This window comes from Pseudomonas sp. PA27(2017) (assembly GCF_001945445.1).
In the GTDB taxonomy this organism is placed as follows: Bacteria; Pseudomonadota; Gammaproteobacteria; order Pseudomonadales; family Pseudomonadaceae; genus Aquipseudomonas.
In genome coordinates this window covers 1-15490 of record NZ_MSXW01000030.1, presented here as the reverse complement: position 1 = coordinate 15490, position 15490 = coordinate 1, and the positions used below count along the sequence as shown (strand labels likewise).

The window sequence follows — 15490 nt, the reverse complement described above, 5'->3', positions numbered from 1 at the left end:
AAGCGTTGTGAGGCGTTGAGCTAACCAGTACTAATTGCCCGTGAGGCTTGACCATATAACACCCAAACAATTTGGCTGTTAGACGGTTGAAGTCGACAGTAATGCCGAAAATTTGCGAGAACACGTAATACCAACCGACATCACATACGCAATTCGCTGCAGCGGCTAAACCCCGAAGCAGCAACCAGTTTGCTTGACGACCATAGAGCGTTGGAACCACCTGATCCCATCCCGAACTCAGTAGTGAAACGACGCATCGCCGATGGTAGTGTGGAGCTTCTCCATGTGAGAGTAGGTCATCGTCAAGCTTCTATAAGAAACCCCAGATCTCGACAGAGGTCTGGGGTTTCGTCTTTTGGGGCCAGGAAAATTCCAAAGGCCTAATACCCAGCAGCATCAGGCAGGCGGCCAGAAGGTAAGCTGACCTGGGGAGCGCTTCGCCCAACCGCAGGCTACGCGTCCGGGATTCTGGTGGGCTGCGAATCAGCGGTGGAAGGGTGAAGCGTCTTCCACCCTACGGTGCTTGGCGGGCTCTCGTAGCCTGGGTTAGCCGGAGGCGTAACCCAGGGAGCTGGTTGGGGGGCATAGCGCCGGCTAGTTATCTCCTGCCTATCCGCAGCACATACCGCGCCATAACGTGACAGCAAGACTCTCTAGCTCGGCTTTTTTCGGTAGCCAGCCCCTAAACATTCGTTCTTCAGAAACAACGAAGCCCGCATAGCGCAGGCTTCGTCGTTTACGTGGTTACCTGATTACTGCAACTGCTCTCTCACCGCAGCGATACTGCGCCCAGCCTGGTTGAGCCAGGACAGGTCGCTGCCCATCAGCAGCATGTCGCTGCCCATGTCGAGTAGACGCTTGGCGGTTTCGCCGTCGGCTGGGAAGCAGGGGACCATGACCTGGATGCCGCGGGCGTGGCATTTCTCGATCAGCAGTTCCAGGCGCTGCAGCACTTCAGGGTTACCCAGGCGGTAATCGACTGGCAACTGGCGTGACAACGAATAGTCGGCCGGGCCAAAGTGCACGGCGTCGATGCCCTCGACGTCGAGGATCGCGTCGATGTTGTCGAAGAACTCGTAGCTCTCGGCCATCGGTACGATCACCGTGCGCTCGTTCTCCGCCTGTGTATAAGTGCCCCAGTCGAAATTCGGCCCGGCGTAGTTGGCGGAGCGGACCGAGCTGTCCCCTCCACGGCGACCCATGGGTGGGAATTTGCCGCTGCGGATGATACTGCGCATCTGCTCGGCGTTGTGCACCTGCGGGATGATCACGCCGCTGGCACCCATTTCCAGGGCCTTGCGGATATCCCAGTCAAGGGTGCCGCGCACCCGCACCAGGCTATGGATATTCGAACATTTGGCCGCCAGGATCAGTTTCTCCATGTCACGATCGACGCCGAGCGAGGTGTGTTCGGCATCGATGAACACGAAGTCCAGGCCCCAGTTGCCGGCCACTTCGATGGGCATCGATGCGGTGCTGTAGATGTTCATGCCATAGGTGGTGCCGCGTGCCATCAGCTGTTTCAGTGTGCTGGTCATCGGGGCGCCCTCAGATACGGTAGGTGTCAGGCAGGCGATCCCGGAAGGGATGCACTTCGAACACACCGGGCTCGCGGATCAGCGACTTGTTGCGGGCCTTCTCCACGTCGATCTCGACGGTGAACACGCCGTCCTCCGCGCCAGCACGCACCAGCGTCTTGCCGGACGGCTCGATGATGTGGCTCATGCCGATGAACTGCATGCCGCCGTCCATATCGTTACGGTTCGGCGCTACGAAGTAGACGATATTCTCGGCCGCTCGCACGGTGCTGAAGATGTCCGGCAGCATGCGTGCCTGTTCTGGCCATGCGGCCGGCAGTACGACGATGTCGGCGCCTTCCAGGGCCAAGGTGCGGACCACTTCCGGGAAGCGGATTTCGTAACAGATGGCCATGCCGATGCGCCCGATCTCGGTATCGAATACCGGTGGCGTCCACTCATCCGGGGTATCGGTGAAACGGTCGCCGATCATGAACGGTAGGTGACGCTTGCGATGCAGGCCGACGATACCTTCGGGGCCGATCAGTGCGGCGGTATTGAAGATGGCATCCGGCAGGCGCTCGTAGAAGCCGGCGATGATATAGATGCCGGTCTCTGCGCTCACCGCCAGCAACGGGGCCAGCGCCTCGATCTCGATGGCGCCACGCTCCAGGTCTTCACGGCTGTCGAAAGAGCCGCCAGTGAGCAGGCATTCTGGAAAAGCGATCAGGCGCGAGCCTTCTTGCGCCGTCTGACGCGAGAGCTCGGCGACCTTTTCGATGGTTTGAGTCGGGTTGCCGGGGACGGGATGAATCTGCGCGACCGAAATTTTCATGGGTTTCCTCTATAGGTGGCAGAGCGCGCCCAGGGAATCGGGCGCGCTTGTTCGTGCAGCGGTGCTGCGGTGATCAGGGGCTGTTCACGATCTTTGCGTGCATGACGTGGCAAGACACTCAAACCAACCTGTGGGAGCCCCGACCTCGGGGCGAAACGATCGCTGCCTGACTGCCTATCGGCGGTGCCTGAGCGAATCGCCGCGAGGTCGCGGCTCCCACAGTGGATTGGATAACAGCCGCCCCCGCCCCTTGGCTGCCAAAACCGACGAACCTGGGTTGGAAGATCGTGAGCAGGTACTCAGGGCTGGGTAACGTCCATAGCCTCGTAAACCTTCTTCACGAGCTGCGGATCGATCTTGGCGGCGTACTTGTCGACGACCGGGCGGATCTTTTCCTGGATGCGGGCGACTTCTTCATCAGGCAGCTCGTTGACCTGCATGCCGGAGGCCTCCAGCTCGGCGATGGCCTTGCTGTCAGCCTCGCGGGAGATCTGCCGCTGCTCGAGACGCACCTCCATGGCCACCTCGCTGATCAGCTTCTTTTCGTCGTCGTTGAGCTTGTCCCAGAAGCCTTTGCCGATCAGTACGATCTGCGGGTTGTAGTTGTGGTGGGTGAGGCTCAGGTACTTCTGCACCTCGTTGAATTTGGAGGCGAGGATCAGTGCTGCCGGATTCTCCTGGCCATCGACCGTACCGGTCTCCAGCGCCGTGTGAACTTCGGTGAACGGCAGCGGGGTCGGGTTGGCACCGAGGGCCGACCACACGTCGAGGAACAGCGGCGATTGCTGGGCGCGGATCTTCAGGCCGGCGATGTCTTCCAGCTTGGCGACCGGGCGCTTGTTGTTGGTCAGGTTGCGTACGCCCAGCTCCCAGAACGCCAGGCCGACCAGATTCTGTTCGGGTAGCTGATCGGTGAGCATCTTGCCGACCTCACCATCGAGCATGGCATCGACCTTGGCGGTGTCGGTGTACAGGAACGGGAAGTCGAGGATGCCGAAGTCGGTGACGTGGTTGAGCATCAGCCCGGCATTCCAGGTCATCATCTCGATCACCCCGCCCTGCAGCGACGACAGCACCTGCACATCGCCGCCCAATACGCCATTGGGGAAGGTGCGAACCTTGATCTTGCCACCGCTGCGCTCGCTGACTTTCTTGGCGAACAGCTCCATGCCGATGGCCGGCGGCGTACCCTTGGGGCTGGTGGCGGCGAATTTGATGGTGTGCGAGTTGTACTCGGCGGCGAAGCTCAGGCTGCTGGCCAGCAGCAACGCGGCTAGTGCGGTCAGTTTCATCTTCATGGTGAAATCCTTGTTGTGGTTGTTGTTATTTGGCGAACCATTCGGCCGGCACGGTGACCAGCTGCGGAAAGGCGACGAGCAGGAACAGCACGATGATTTCGGCGATCAGGAACGGGAAAGTGCCCTTGAGCAGCGCCTCGTAGCGCATTCGGCCGATGCCGCAGACCACGTTGAGCACCGTGCCCACGGGCGGGGTGATCAGGCCGATGGAGCAATTGATCATGAACAGCACGCCGAAATAGATCGGGTCGATGTCCGCCGCCGTTACCACCGGCACCAGGATCGGCGCGAGCAGCAGTACGGTCGGGGTGAGGTCCATGACCATGGAGATCACCAGGATCAGCAGCATCAGTACCAGGATCAGCAACTTCGGGTTGTCCATCACCGGCTCGATCAAGTCGATGATCTGCCCAGGTATATCGGCGATGGTGATCATCCAAGCCGGGATCGAGGCGGCGGCGACCAGGAACATCACCGCCGCGGTGGTCTTGCCGGCGCGCAGCAGCAACGCGTTGAGATCCTTGAGGTTCAGCTCGCGGTACACCAGTGCCGACACCAGCAGCGCATAGACGCTGGCCACGGCGCCCGCTTCGGTCGGCGTGACCACCCCGAAGCGCAGGCCGACGACGATGATCACCGGTAGCATCAGCGCCCAGATGCTGTCGACGAACGCCTTGGCGCGCTCCTTGCCGGATGCCTTGGGGCTCAATTTCACGTCGGTGTCGCGGCGCGACACCAGCCACCAGGCCACGCACAGCGCCACGGCGATCATCAGCCCCGGGGCGATGCCGGCGAGGAACAGCTTGGTGATCGACAGGCCGGATGCTACGCCGAGCACCACGAAGCCGATGCTCGGCGGGATGATCGAGCCGAGCACCGAGACCGAGGCGATCAGGCCGCCAGAGCGGTTCTTGTTGTAGCCGGCGATGACCATCATCGGCAGCAGCAGCGCGGTCAGCGAGGCGGCGTCGGCCAGTGCCGAGCCGGACAGGCTGGACAGCAGCACGCCGGCGAAGATGGTCACGTAACCGAGGCCGCCACGCAGGTGGCCGACCATGGCGATGGCCAGGTTGATGATGCGCTTGGACAACCCGCCGCTGTTCATCACCTCACCGGCGATGATGAACAGCGGAATGGCCAGCAGGGGGAAGCTGCCGGCGGAGTTGATGATGTTCTGCGCGATGATCTGCCCATCGAACAGGCCCAGCAGCCACATCAGCGCCACACCGCAGAGGATCAGCGCATAGGCGATGGGGGCGCCGATGAGAATGGCGGCCATCAGCACGCCAACGAAGACGGTAAGGGCCATTACTTCAGTACCCCAGGTTGGGTGGTCGGCGCGACATGGCTGTCGGGCTCGGCAGTGCGCGGGATGTAGCTGCCCGCCGGCTTTCTCAGGTTGTCGATCATCTGCGCGGCGATCAGCGCGGCGCTGAGCACCGAGAACACCAGACCGGCGCCGTAGAACAACGCCATGGACACACCGGTCGAGGGTGCGCCGACGTGCAGGTTGATCAGCGTCTGCTTCCAGCTGCCCTGCAGGAACAGCCAGGTGACGTAGAGCATCAGCAGTTGGGTGAGCAGCAACAGGTATTTGCCGACCGCGGGCGATACGCGGCTGGTCACGATATCGACGCCGATATGGCCGTTCTCGTGGAGCATCAGCTGAGCCCCGGCGAACACCAGCCAGACGAAGGCCAACCGCGAGATCTCCTCACTGAAGAACAGCCCGGAATTGAAGCCGTATCGCAGTACCACATTGGAGAAGATCAACAGGGTTATGCAGACCAGGCTGGAAACGATCAGCACTTTCAGCGTGGCGAAGTAGATAGTCAGAATGCTTTTCATGGTGCGCTCTCCGGCGAATGGGCAGATGAGCGAAGTAGGAAAGTTGCCTTGTTTTCGGCGCGCGCGAAGGCGTCCGATACGGCAGCGCTGGCCGTGTCGTCGGGGGCGGGCATTGATCACCTTTTTATTATTGGTTGAATGTTTATATGCGGTAGTTGATTCTTTTCTGAATGCCGATAAGTGTCAACGCAACTGCCCGAAGAGTCGGATTCAATGTTTTTATTAGGCTGATAAAAATGGCAGTTGGCGGCGCACTCCGGCATATAACGGCGCACTCGGCAGCATGACGCGCATTTATTTATGGCAAGTAATCAGGCAGGCACGCGAATGCCGCCAGCATCGTGGGATGCTGGCGTATCGGGTGTGATGGAAAATGAGCGTCATAGACGTGCATGCAAATCCTTTTGCAGAAATAAGTAGAGTGGTTGATTATTTCCAGGCAGGTTTATAAATATTAAGTTTTACCAGGTGATCAGACGAGCTGTGGCAGCCACAGGGCCAGCTGCGGGAATACAATCAATAACGCGATAAGTAACAACAGTACGAAGCAGAAGGGTAATGCGCCGTAAATCACATCCATGAAATTGCCCTTGTTGCGAATACTCTGCACCACGAACAGGTTCATGCCGAACGGCGGTGTTATCTGCCCCATCTCGCAAAGCACGATCAGGATGACCCCGAACCACAATGGGTCGAAACCCAGTGCCACGATTACCGGCACCACCAGCGGCGCGGTGGTGATCAGCATCGCCAAGGTGTCCATGAAACAGCCAAGCACGATGTAGAACAGGATGATCGCCAGCAGCGTGGCCATCGGCGACATGTTCAGGTCGGTGACGAAGCTGACTAGTGTGGGCGTCAGGCCGATAGCCGATAGCACGAAGTTGAGGAAGAACGCCGACAGGGTGATGAAAATGATCATCCCGCTGGTGCGCATGGTCGATTCGAACGCCTGCCCCAGGTTCTGCCAGGTGAAGGTGCGGCGCCACAGGCCCAGGCCGAACGCCGCCAGCACACCGAGTGCCGCCGACTCGCTGGCGGTGGCGAAACCACTGTAGATGGCGCCGACCACCAGCACGAAGATCGCCAGCGGCGGTAGCAGGTCGGGAATGCTCGCCAGGCGTTCGGCCCAGGTGGCATGTTGCCGGGTGCCGCCGAGCTTCGGCCAGATCATGCAGGTGATCACGATCATCGCCACGAACATCAGGCACAGCAGCAGGCCGGGGATGGTCGCTGCCAGGTAGAGCTTGGGTACCGAGATGTTGGCGATCAGCGCGAACAGGATCATGTTGATCGACGGCGGAATCAGAATACCTAGGGTGCCGCCCGCCGCGATCGAACCGAGGAACAGCGGCGCCGGATAGCCCTTGCGTACCTGCTCCGGCAGGGCGATGGTCGAGATGGTCGCCGCCGTGGCCACGCTGGAGCCGCTGGTGGCGGAGAACAGCGCCGAGGCGCCGATATTGGAATTCATCAGGCCGCCCGGCAGCCACGATAGCCACTTGTCCGCCGCGCTGTACATGCGCCCGGCCACACCCGAGCAGACCAGCAGCTCGCCCATCAGCACATACAGCGGAATGGCCACCAGCAGGAACTCGGCGCCGGTGCTCCAGGCGATCTCGCCCATGGCATTGCTCAGCGGCAACGTCGAGAACAGCTCGGCCAGCGACATGCCCAGCAGGCCCACGCTGACTGCCGCGGCCACGCTGAGGCCGAGCAGGCCCAGCAATACGATCAGGGTGAATGCCAGCATCTCAGCGCCCCTCCCGGGTGGTTGCACCACGGCTGGAGCGGGACTCTTCCTCGATCTCCTCCTCGACCGAGTTGATGCCGATCAGCGCGTTGGCTGCGGCCCAGCGTTGCTGACGCAGCTGCATCAGGCTGTTGTAGCCCAGTACCAGAATGGTCGAGGCGAAGAACAGGTAGCCGGCGAACCACAGCGACTGGGGAATCCATTGCGGCACCTGCAACGGCGTGGTGGAAATCGAGCGATAGGCGATGGAATCCCACAGAACTCCGCCAACATGGAACAGCAACGTGCCGACGAACAGCGCCATGCCGGCCAGGGCCAGCAGATCGAGACCGACTCTGGGCTTGAGCGACAGGCGCGAATAGAGGATATCCACACGCAAGTGGGAGCGCCTGAGCAGCGCGATGGGAAAGGCCCAGGCGCTGACGATGGCCAGCACGTAACCGGCGATCTCATCGGCGCCGCCCATGGAAAAGCCCAGCAGGCGGCGCAGCAGCAGATCGATGCTGATCATCAGGGCCGAGCCCGTCAGCGCTATGCCGCCCATCCAGGCGCTGGCCCGGGCGATGCGGTTGATGAGCCGGAGGCTCGGGGTGTCGTCAGGTTGCATGAGCAGGTTTCTCCGCGAACGGGTGGAGTTCAGCGCGGCAAGCGCCGCTTCGTGCGAGGCTTTCGCTGTGCCCAGAACCTGCTCACGATCTAGCGAGCTAGAGCCCTACAAGGCAAAAACAAGTGAGGAAGCGGTCGGAGTCGCGCTCGACTTTACGAGCTGTAAATGAGCATTCCGAGCTTGTTTTTAACGCAGTAGGGCCGACGCGCAGCAGATCGTGAACAGGTTCTCAGGGATCTTTCAGGGCTACGCCGACCGCCTTGCCCGCCGTTGCATTCCATTGCTGCACGCAGTCGGCGCCACAGCGCTTGCCCCAGTCATTTGCGATGCGCAGTACGACCTCGCGCAGCCTGGCGCGCTCGTCTTCGGTCGGCGCACTGGCCTGCATCCCGGCAGGGTGATGAATCTGGCAGTCGGCGGCGCCGGTGTTGCAGGCCAGCGCATAGCGGTTCTCGCGAGCGGTTTCCGTCCACAGGGCGTCCTCCAGCACTTGTGCCTGGGCCTGCAGCAGGCGCTGCATATCGGGAGAGAGCTGCTGCCAGCGTTGCAGGCCCATGGCGTAGAAGCCGATCGACCAGTCCACTGGCAGGTCGTAGACGTAGCCCGCCACGTCGTACCACTTGGCGGCATTGCCCGAACCCATGCCGGTTACCGCGCAGTCGATGACGCCGGTCTGCATGGCCGTGACCACCTCGGCGAAGGGCAGGGTGACCGGCGATGCGCCGAGCGCGCTGACCATGTCCGCCATGTTGCGACCGCGTACCCGCACCTTGCGGCCCTTCAGGTCGTCCAGGCCATTCACCGCATCACGGCAGAAGAACACCTGGGCGGTATAGGGCACGGTGGCCAGCAGCTTGACGCCGTGACGCTCGGCCATGCGTGCTTCGAGCACCGGTTTGTAGGCATCGGCGATCTGCCGTGACGTGGCGATGTCGGCAGCCATGCCGGGCAGGTCGATGCCCTCGAAGGCCGCATCGTCGCCGGCTACGAAGGCGAACACGCCCATGCCGATCTCGACGGCACCTGCGCGCAGTACACGCACCATCTCCGGCCCCTTGAGGCCACTTTCCGACAGCCCCATCAGGCGAGCGGTGACAGAGCCGTCCGAGTTGGCGGGCAGGGTTTCGGTCCAGAACGGGCGCTCGACGGCGCGAAAGGTGTAGTTGTGGCTGCCGCCACCGACCACGTTGAAATGGACGGACGACGCATCGTCCGCAAGTGCGCTGGCGCCAATCGCGCAGCCCAGCGCAGCCAGGATCACCCTGGGGAGCGAATACAGTTTCATGGTAGTCCTGTTGTTTTTCTGGGGGAGCTACGGGGCAGAAACCTGATGAAAGGTGCAGCGGGTCAGTATTGGAATTGTCATCGCGCCTGACCTTGCGCGGTGCGACCGAGGTCAGCGCGCCCGGTCGATGGCCGCGTCGATCAGCGGGCGCGAGCCCACCACGTCGGGAAACTTTTCGCCCTGGGCCAGGCGCGCCAGGGTGTGCTTCTCGTTCTCCTGGAACTCGATGGCGCGGTGGGCCAATGCCAGTGCCTGGGCGGGCGGCAGGATGACGATGCCGTTCTCGTCGGCGATCACCGCATCACCTGGCCGCACGACGACCCCGCCGCACTGCACCGGGGTACAGAATTCGCCTTCCTCACCCTTCACCCGCGTGGTGATGGCGCTGGCGCCCCAGGACCACACCGGCACGCCGTGCTCGCGTAGCTCGCCCAGGTCGGTGACGTAGCCGTCGATGATGATCCCGGCTATGCCCGCCTGCTTGGCGGCATAGGCCATGGCACCACCCATGGCCGCGGTCACGCTTTCGCCGCAGCGGTCGACCACCAGAAAGTCACCCGGCCTGGCGCAACCCATCGCGTAATGGAGGATGCCGCCATCGGCGCCAGGCATCTTAACCGTCACCGCAGTGCCCACGGTACGCACATTTTCCAAGTGCGCCCTGATTTGCGGGCTCAATATGCCGGTGGTGATGAAATGGCCGATGGTGGCGGGCTCGGCGCGCAAAAGAACGGAAAGTTCTTCTGGATTAATCGCCTCGGGAAGTGCTTCGATAATATACATGCGCTGTTTAATTATTCGTTTTGGGCAAGAAGTGGGCCCGATCCTAACAAGCATGTTTTTGTGGCGATAATAAAAATCAGCGGACGTAAGAGGGGACGATTTTTATCATGCGAATTACCCTGATGCAGATCGAGGCCTTCTACTGGACTGCCCGACTGGGCGGCGTACATGCTGCATCTCGCCACCTTCACCTGACTCAGCCGGCCATTTCCTCACGCATCCGCGAGATGGAATCACTGCTCAGCGTCAAGCTGTTCGACCGCAGCAAGCAGCGCATGACCCTCACCGCCGATGGCCATATCGCCCTGCGCCACGCCGAACTGGCGCTCAACAACAGCGTGAAACTCGAGCAATTCGCCGCCAAGCAGAAGCAGCACCGCCGGCTGCGCCTCGGCGCCGACGAATGCTCGGCGATGGTCGGCCTGACCGCGGTGATCGCCGAGATCAAGGCGCACTTTCCCGAAATCACCCTGGAAATCACCATCGACGTCGGCGCGGTGCTCAACCGCAAGCTCAACGACCATGAGCTGGATCTGGCGCTGCTCACCAACCCGGCGACCCGCGAGGACGTCACCGACATCTTCATCGGCTGGATGACCTTCCAGTGGGTCGCCGCTCCGCAACTGGCCATCGACGCCGACCCCTTCCTGCCCGAGCACGCCGCCGGCCATCCCATCGTCAGCCACTCGGCGCCTTCGACGCTGTACTCGGTGGTCGAGAACTGGCTCAAGGGCGGCAACGCGCCGTCCGAAGCCTTCCACTCCAGCAACTCCCTGAGCTTCATGGCCAAGCTGGTTTCCGCCGGCCATGCCATCGGCATCCTGCCGGTACCGCTGATCCGTGAAATGCTCGCCCTCAACCTGCTGAAAACCCTGCCCTGCGACCCGCCCATCCCGCCGGCGCGCTTCTGCCTCTCCTACATGACGGAAATGCCCGACATGCAGATCGATGCGCTGGTGGCGATTACCCGGGAAACGCTGTTGCGGCAGAAGTTTCTGGTCGGGCCGGAGGTGTTGGAGGGCGATTGACGGAGATCTGAAGCCTGGGGTCAGTCGAAGACCGCCGCCGTGTCGATACGTCGCCAGATCGCTTCGGCAAAACTGTAGAGCGCGAAGGCGATCAGGCCCGCGCCAATCAACCCCAGCCAGAAGGCGCCGAAGGGCAAGGATTGCAAAGCGTGCAGCGCGTCCTCGAGGCCTGGTGGGGAGGTGGGTTCATAACGGGTACCGCCGCTGAACAGCATGCCGGCCACCACCAGAAAGGAAACGCCGCGGGCGATGAGGCCAACCTTGGAGATGGGCGTTACCCAGCGCATGACGTCGTCCGAGGCCGAGAAGTACTTTTCGAACTTGGCTTTCCAGCCCTTGATGATGTGCGCGATGCCGACGCCCAGAGGCACCAGCGCCACCAGGTAAACCAGATAGTTCGAATACTTCCAGCCCAGCAGGCCGGAGAGAAAGTCTTCACCGCCCTTGCCACCCCCGGAAGACTCGCCGAGCGAACTGCCCAGCAGGCCCAGCGTGAACAGAGTCAGCAGGCTGTAACTGATGGCGCCACCGACGAGGCCTGCACGCGCGGCGAGCCCCTTGGCGTCGGTGCCGTGATCTTCCGGATCGGCAATCGCCTGGGTCAGCCGCCAGGCGGCGTAGGCGATTAGCCCGACCACCATGATCCACAGCAGCGTCTCGCCGAACGGTTGCCCCAGCAGTTGCGAGATGGCGCCCTTTGTGCCGACCGTCTCCCCGCTTCCTCTTGCGGCGAGCAGTGCGAAGGTACCGATGATCAGGTACACCACGCCACGCGCCGCGTAGCCAGTCCGGGCGAGCCAGACGATGCCTCGCGAGAGTTCGCCTTTGGCGTGAATGGCCGGGTTGTACATGGTCAGCATCCTGAGTGGGTGGTCGCGATGCAGTTGACACCCGCGGGCGGATTGCGGTTTCGATTGATTGGCCAGCGGTTTCGGAAGGGCGTGACAGCGGCGCCGAAAGACCTGCCTGACGCAAGAAACGACGAAGCCCGCACAGGGCGGGCTTCGTGTTGCGTTTCCTGGTCACCTGTCGGGTGGAGGAAACAGCGATATGGCGCACTCGGCGGGATTCGAACCCACGACCCCTGCCTTCGGAGGGCAGTACTCTATCCAGCTGAGCTACGAGTGCGTTGCGGGGCGCAATCATACGCATGTCGTTGGCGTGCGTCCATGCTGGACGTAGGGCTCGTTCGGCGGGCCTGGGCGGCTGGTTTGGGCTATAAAGAAAGCCGGCCGGAATCCCCGCCCATCCGCGGGCTGTTAATTTTCTTGAACGGCCTATTGCCCTTTGATCGACCTGATCTTACGATCTGTTTGATATTTCAAACGATGGTGTCGGCCGGCTGAACTCGCGGCGGCGCACTCCGTTCGAATTTGCAGGCCGCAGCTAGCCTGTCGCTCCAACCCACGCCTGGGTTCGCTCCCAGCTTCTTTCGTCATCTCCTGGCGCCGTGGTGCCGGGATAGAGGAGATCGCCATGCAACTGAAAGACGCGCAACTGTTCCGCCAGCAGGCTTTCGTCAACGGCGCCTGGGCTGATGCCGACAGCGGCCAGACCATCAAGGTGACCAACCCGGCCACTGGCGAAGTGATCGGCAGCGTGCCGAAGATGGGCGCTGCTGAAACCCGCCGCGCCATCGAAGCTGCCGACAAGGCCCTGCCGGCCTGGCGTGCGCTGACCGCCAAGGAGCGCTCCGCCAAGCTGCGTCGCTGGTACGAGCTGATGCTGGAGAACCAGGAAGACCTGGCGCGCCTGATGACCATCGAGCAGGGCAAGCCACTGGCCGAGGCCAAGGGCGAAATCGCCTACGCGGCGTCCTTCATCGAGTGGTTCGCCGAAGAGGCCAAGCGCGTCTATGGCGACACCATCCCGGGTCACCAGGCCGACAAGCGCCTGATCGTCATCAAGCAGCCGATCGGCGTCACCGCGGCTATCACGCCGTGGAACTTCCCGGCGGCGATGATCACCCGCAAGGCCGGCCCGGCCCTGGCCGCCGGCTGCACCATGGTGCTCAAGCCGGCTTCGCAGACGCCTTACTCCGCTCTGGCCCTGGCCGAGCTGGCCACCCGTGCCGGCATCCCGGCTGGGGTGTTCAGCGTGGTGACCGGCAGCGCCGGTGAAGTGGGCGGCGAGCTGACCGGCAACCCGATCGTGCGCAAGCTGTCGTTCACCGGTTCCACCGAGATCGGTCGCCAGCTGATGGCCGAATGCGCTCAGGACATCAAGAAGGTGTCCCTGGAGCTGGGCGGCAACGCACCCTTCATCGTGTTCGACGACGCTGACCTGGACAAGGCCATCGAAGGCGCGATCATTTCCAAGTACCGCAACAACGGCCAGACCTGCGTGTGCGCCAACCGCATCTACGTGCAGGACGGCGTCTACGATGCCTTCGCCGAGAAGCTCAAGGTCGCGGTCGAGAAGCTGAAGATCGGTAACGGTCTGGAAGACGGCACCACCACCGGCCCGCTGATCGACGAGAAGGCGGTGGCCAAGGTCAAGGAGCACATCGAGGACGCCGTTTCCAAAGGCGCCAAGATCCTCTCCGGCGGCAAGACCCACGCCCTGGGCGGCACCTTCTTCGAGCCGACCATTCTGGCCGACGTGCCGAAGAACGCGCTGGTCTCCAAGGACGAAACCTTCGGCCCGCTGGCGCCGCTGTTCCGTTTCAAGGACGAAGCCGAAGTGATCGCCATGGCCAACGACACCGAGTTCGGCCTGGCCTCCTACTTCTACGCCCGTGACCTCTCCCGTGTGTTCCGTGTGGCCGAGGCGCTGGAATACGGTATGGTCGGCATCAACACCGGCCTGATTTCCAACGAAGTGGCGCCGTTCGGCGGCATCAAGGCTTCGGGCCTGGGCCGTGAAGGCTCCAAGTACGGCATCGAGGATTATTTGGAAATCAAGTACCTCTGCCTGAGCATTTAACACTGATCGAACTGCGTCGCTGCGGCGGCGCAACACAGGTTTCTCCCTGTATCCCGCAAGGCCCGGCAGTCGATCATCGCATGCTGTCGTGGCTGCAGCGGGATGCGTCATCCTTGAACCACACCGACGATGAGCGGTGAATGAGGAAGCCATGAGCAAGACCAACGAATCCCTGCTGCAACGCCGTCAGGCCGCCGTACCGCGCGGTGTCGGCCAGATCCACCCGATCGTCGCCGAGCGCGCCGAGAACGCCACCGTGTGGGACGTCGAAGGCCGCGAGTACATCGACTTCGCCGGCGGTATCGCCGTACTGAACACCGGTCACCTGCATCCGAAAGTGGTCGCCGCCGTTCAGGAACAACTGACCAAGCTGACCCACACCTGCTTCCAGGTGCTGGCGTACGAGCCCTACATCGAGCTGTGCGAAGAAATCGCCAAGCGCGTACCTGGCGACTTCGCCAAGAAGACCCTGCTGGTCACCTCCGGCTCCGAAGCCGTCGAGAACGCCGTGAAGATCGCCCGTGCCGCTACCGGCCGTGCTGGCGTGATCGCCTTCACGGGTGCCTACCACGGCCGTACCATGATGACCCTGTCGCTGACCGGCAAGGTCGTGCCGTACTCCGCCGGCATGGGCTTGATGCCTGCTGGCGTGTACCGCGCCGTTGCGCCGTGCGAACTGCATGGCGTGAGCGAAGATGAATCAATTGCCAGCATCGAGCGCATCTTCAAGAACGATGCCCAGCCCCAGGACATCGCCGCGATCATCATCGAGCCGGTACAGGGCGAAGGTGGTTTCTACGTCAACTCGCCAGCCTTCATGCAGCGCCTGCGCGCCCTGTGCGACCAGCACGGCATCCTGCTGATCGCTGACGAAGTGCAGACCGGCGCTGGCCGCACCGGCACCTTCTTCGCCACCGAGCAACTGGGCGTGGTGCCGGACCTGACCACTTTCGCCAAGTCGGTCGGCGGCGGCTTCCCGATCTCCGGCGTCAGCGGCAAGGCCGAGATCATGGACAAGATCGCCCCCGGCGGCCTGGGCGGCACCTATGCCGGCAGCCCGATCGCCTGCGCTGCGGCCCTGGCCGTACTCAAGGTGTTCGACGAAGAGAAGCTGCTGGATCGCTCCAACGCCGTTGGCGAGAAGCTCAAGGCTGGCCTGCGTGACATCGCCGCCAAGCACAAGGTGATCGGCGACGTGCGCGGCCTGGGTTCGATGGTCGCCATCGAGCTGTTCGAAGGCGGCGACCACAGCAAGCCGGCTGCCGAACTGACTGGCAAGATCGTCGCCAAGGCGCGCGAGAAGGGCCTGATCCTGCTGTCGTGCGGCACCTACTACAACGTGGTGCGCTTCCTGATGCCGGTCACCATCCCGGACGCCCAGTTGGAAAAAGGCATCGCCATCGTGGCCGAGTGCTTCGACGAACTGGCGTAAGCCACGCCGTTGAAAAGGACCCGCTTCGGCGGTAATGCTGTTCACTTAAGCGGAGCAGCCTTACGATCCACTGGATATCGGGTTTTGGAAATCTTCACCGTCCTGGGTCTTCCCGGCCTTGGACGGTGATCCAGAAACATTCCTCCGATACCTCCCCGCAGCTCAGCCAACCTTCTGCC

At 62.3% G+C, this 15490-nt stretch carries 13 protein-coding genes, 1 tRNA gene, 1 rRNA gene and 1 pseudogene; 4 read left to right on the top strand and 12 right to left on the bottom strand.

Annotated features, from left to right (window positions below; genetic code table 11):
- Positions 1-192 precede the first annotated feature (192 nt).
- A 5S ribosomal RNA gene (gene rrf / locus BVH06_RS16440) occupies positions 193-308 on the top strand.
- A gap of 444 nt (positions 309-752) precedes the next feature.
- Here the strand turns inward: rrf and BVH06_RS16435 are convergent.
- From BVH06_RS16435 to BVH06_RS16395, 9 genes are all read right to left on the bottom strand, one after another.
- A complete protein-coding gene (locus BVH06_RS16435) occupies positions 753-1538 on the bottom strand; it encodes an HpcH/HpaI aldolase/citrate lyase family protein (RefSeq protein WP_075934799.1) in 786 nt (261 codons plus the stop codon).
- A 10-nt stretch (positions 1539-1548) separates the two neighbouring features.
- A complete protein-coding gene (locus BVH06_RS16430; protein WP_075928383.1) occupies positions 1549-2352 on the bottom strand; it encodes a carbon-nitrogen hydrolase family protein in 804 nt (267 codons plus the stop codon).
- A gap of 299 nt (positions 2353-2651) precedes the next feature.
- A complete protein-coding gene (locus tag BVH06_RS16425; RefSeq protein WP_075934798.1) occupies positions 2652-3650 on the bottom strand; it encodes a TRAP transporter substrate-binding protein in 999 nt (332 codons plus the stop codon).
- A 25-nt stretch (positions 3651-3675) separates the two neighbouring features.
- Positions 3676-4959: a TRAP transporter large permease subunit gene (locus BVH06_RS16420; protein WP_075928385.1), complete on the bottom strand. Its 1284-nt coding sequence runs from the start codon at positions 4957-4959 to the stop codon at positions 3676-3678.
- Positions 4959-5498 (bottom strand): TRAP transporter small permease, encoded by a 540-nt coding sequence (locus tag BVH06_RS16415; RefSeq protein ID WP_075928386.1) that lies wholly within the window; start codon positions 5496-5498, stop codon positions 4959-4961. Before BVH06_RS16415 ends, BVH06_RS16420 begins: the two co-directional genes overlap by 1 nt.
- Before the next feature lie 472 nt (positions 5499-5970).
- Positions 5971-7251 (bottom strand): TRAP transporter large permease, encoded by a 1281-nt coding sequence (locus tag BVH06_RS16410; protein ID WP_075934797.1) that lies wholly within the window; start codon positions 7249-7251, stop codon positions 5971-5973.
- Position 7252: 1 nt separating this feature from the next.
- Complete coding sequence (locus tag BVH06_RS16405) at positions 7253-7858, bottom strand: TRAP transporter small permease subunit (RefSeq protein ID WP_075934796.1); 606 nt, start codon at positions 7856-7858, stop codon at positions 7253-7255.
- A gap of 229 nt (positions 7859-8087) precedes the next feature.
- Positions 8088-9143, bottom strand: a complete 1056-nt coding sequence (locus BVH06_RS16400) for a TRAP transporter substrate-binding protein (RefSeq protein ID WP_075934795.1) — start codon at positions 9141-9143, stop codon at positions 8088-8090.
- 111 nt (positions 9144-9254) lie between these two features.
- Entirely contained in the window at positions 9255-9926 is a 672-nt protein-coding gene (locus BVH06_RS16395; RefSeq protein ID WP_075934794.1) for an RraA family protein, read from the bottom strand.
- Positions 9927-10033: 107 nt separating this feature from the next.
- On the opposite strand from BVH06_RS16395, the gene BVH06_RS16390 reads away from it, so the two are divergent.
- Complete coding sequence (locus BVH06_RS16390; protein WP_075928391.1) at positions 10034-10954, top strand: LysR family transcriptional regulator; 921 nt, start codon at positions 10034-10036, stop codon at positions 10952-10954.
- Positions 10955-10974: 20 nt separating this feature from the next.
- Here BVH06_RS16390 and BVH06_RS16385 read toward each other — a convergent pair whose 3' ends face one another.
- Together BVH06_RS16385 and BVH06_RS16380 are read right to left on the bottom strand one after the other, a co-directional pair.
- The gene (locus tag BVH06_RS16385; protein ID WP_075928392.1) at positions 10975-11805 is read right to left on the bottom strand and encodes a DUF1206 domain-containing protein; all 831 of its coding nucleotides are present in this window, start codon (positions 11803-11805) and stop codon (positions 10975-10977) included.
- A gap of 200 nt (positions 11806-12005) precedes the next feature.
- Positions 12006-12082 (bottom strand) — tRNA-Arg (locus tag BVH06_RS16380).
- Positions 12083-12430: 348 nt separating this feature from the next.
- Here BVH06_RS16380 and gabD point away from each other — a divergent pair.
- On the top strand, positions 12431-13879 hold the full coding sequence (gabD, locus tag BVH06_RS16375) for an NADP-dependent succinate-semialdehyde dehydrogenase (RefSeq protein ID WP_027909036.1): 1449 nt from the start codon (positions 12431-12433) through the stop codon (positions 13877-13879).
- Between the two features lie 151 nt (positions 13880-14030).
- Positions 14031-15311, top strand: coding sequence for a 4-aminobutyrate--2-oxoglutarate transaminase (gabT, locus tag BVH06_RS16370; protein WP_027909035.1), 1281 nt, complete (start codon positions 14031-14033; stop codon positions 15309-15311).
- Between the two features lie 41 nt (positions 15312-15352).
- Here the strand turns inward: gabT and BVH06_RS25490 are convergent.
- Positions 15353-15490, bottom strand: a pseudogene (locus BVH06_RS25490) (IS4 family transposase); the annotation flags it as partial.

Excerpts from the sequence above, each read along its gene's own strand:
- BVH06_RS16435 (WP_075934799.1), bottom strand. The coding sequence starts at position 1,538 with ATGACCAGCACACTGAAACAGCTGATGGCACGCGGCACCACCTATGGC.
- BVH06_RS16430 (WP_075928383.1), bottom strand. The coding sequence starts at position 2,352 with ATGAAAATTTCGGTCGCGCAGATTCATCCCGTCCCCGGCAACCCGACT.
- BVH06_RS16425 (WP_075934798.1), bottom strand. The coding sequence starts at position 3,650 with ATGAAGATGAAACTGACCGCACTAGCCGCGTTGCTGCTGGCCAGCAGC.
- BVH06_RS16420 (WP_075928385.1), bottom strand. The coding sequence starts at position 4,959 with ATGGCCCTTACCGTCTTCGTTGGCGTGCTGATGGCCGCCATTCTCATC.
- BVH06_RS16415 (WP_075928386.1), bottom strand. The coding sequence starts at position 5,498 with ATGAAAAGCATTCTGACTATCTACTTCGCCACGCTGAAAGTGCTGATC.
- BVH06_RS16410 (WP_075934797.1), bottom strand. The coding sequence starts at position 7,251 with ATGCTGGCATTCACCCTGATCGTATTGCTGGGCCTGCTCGGCCTCAGC.
- BVH06_RS16405 (WP_075934796.1), bottom strand. The coding sequence starts at position 7,858 with ATGCAACCTGACGACACCCCGAGCCTCCGGCTCATCAACCGCATCGCC.
- BVH06_RS16400 (WP_075934795.1), bottom strand. The coding sequence starts at position 9,143 with ATGAAACTGTATTCGCTCCCCAGGGTGATCCTGGCTGCGCTGGGCTGC.
- BVH06_RS16395 (WP_075934794.1), bottom strand. The coding sequence starts at position 9,926 with ATGTATATTATCGAAGCACTTCCCGAGGCGATTAATCCAGAAGAACTT.
- BVH06_RS16390 (WP_075928391.1), top strand. The coding sequence starts at position 10,034 with ATGCGAATTACCCTGATGCAGATCGAGGCCTTCTACTGGACTGCCCGA.
- BVH06_RS16385 (WP_075928392.1), bottom strand. The coding sequence starts at position 11,805 with ATGTACAACCCGGCCATTCACGCCAAAGGCGAACTCTCGCGAGGCATC.
- gabD (WP_027909036.1), top strand. The coding sequence starts at position 12,431 with ATGCAACTGAAAGACGCGCAACTGTTCCGCCAGCAGGCTTTCGTCAAC.
- gabT (WP_027909035.1), top strand. The coding sequence starts at position 14,031 with ATGAGCAAGACCAACGAATCCCTGCTGCAACGCCGTCAGGCCGCCGTA.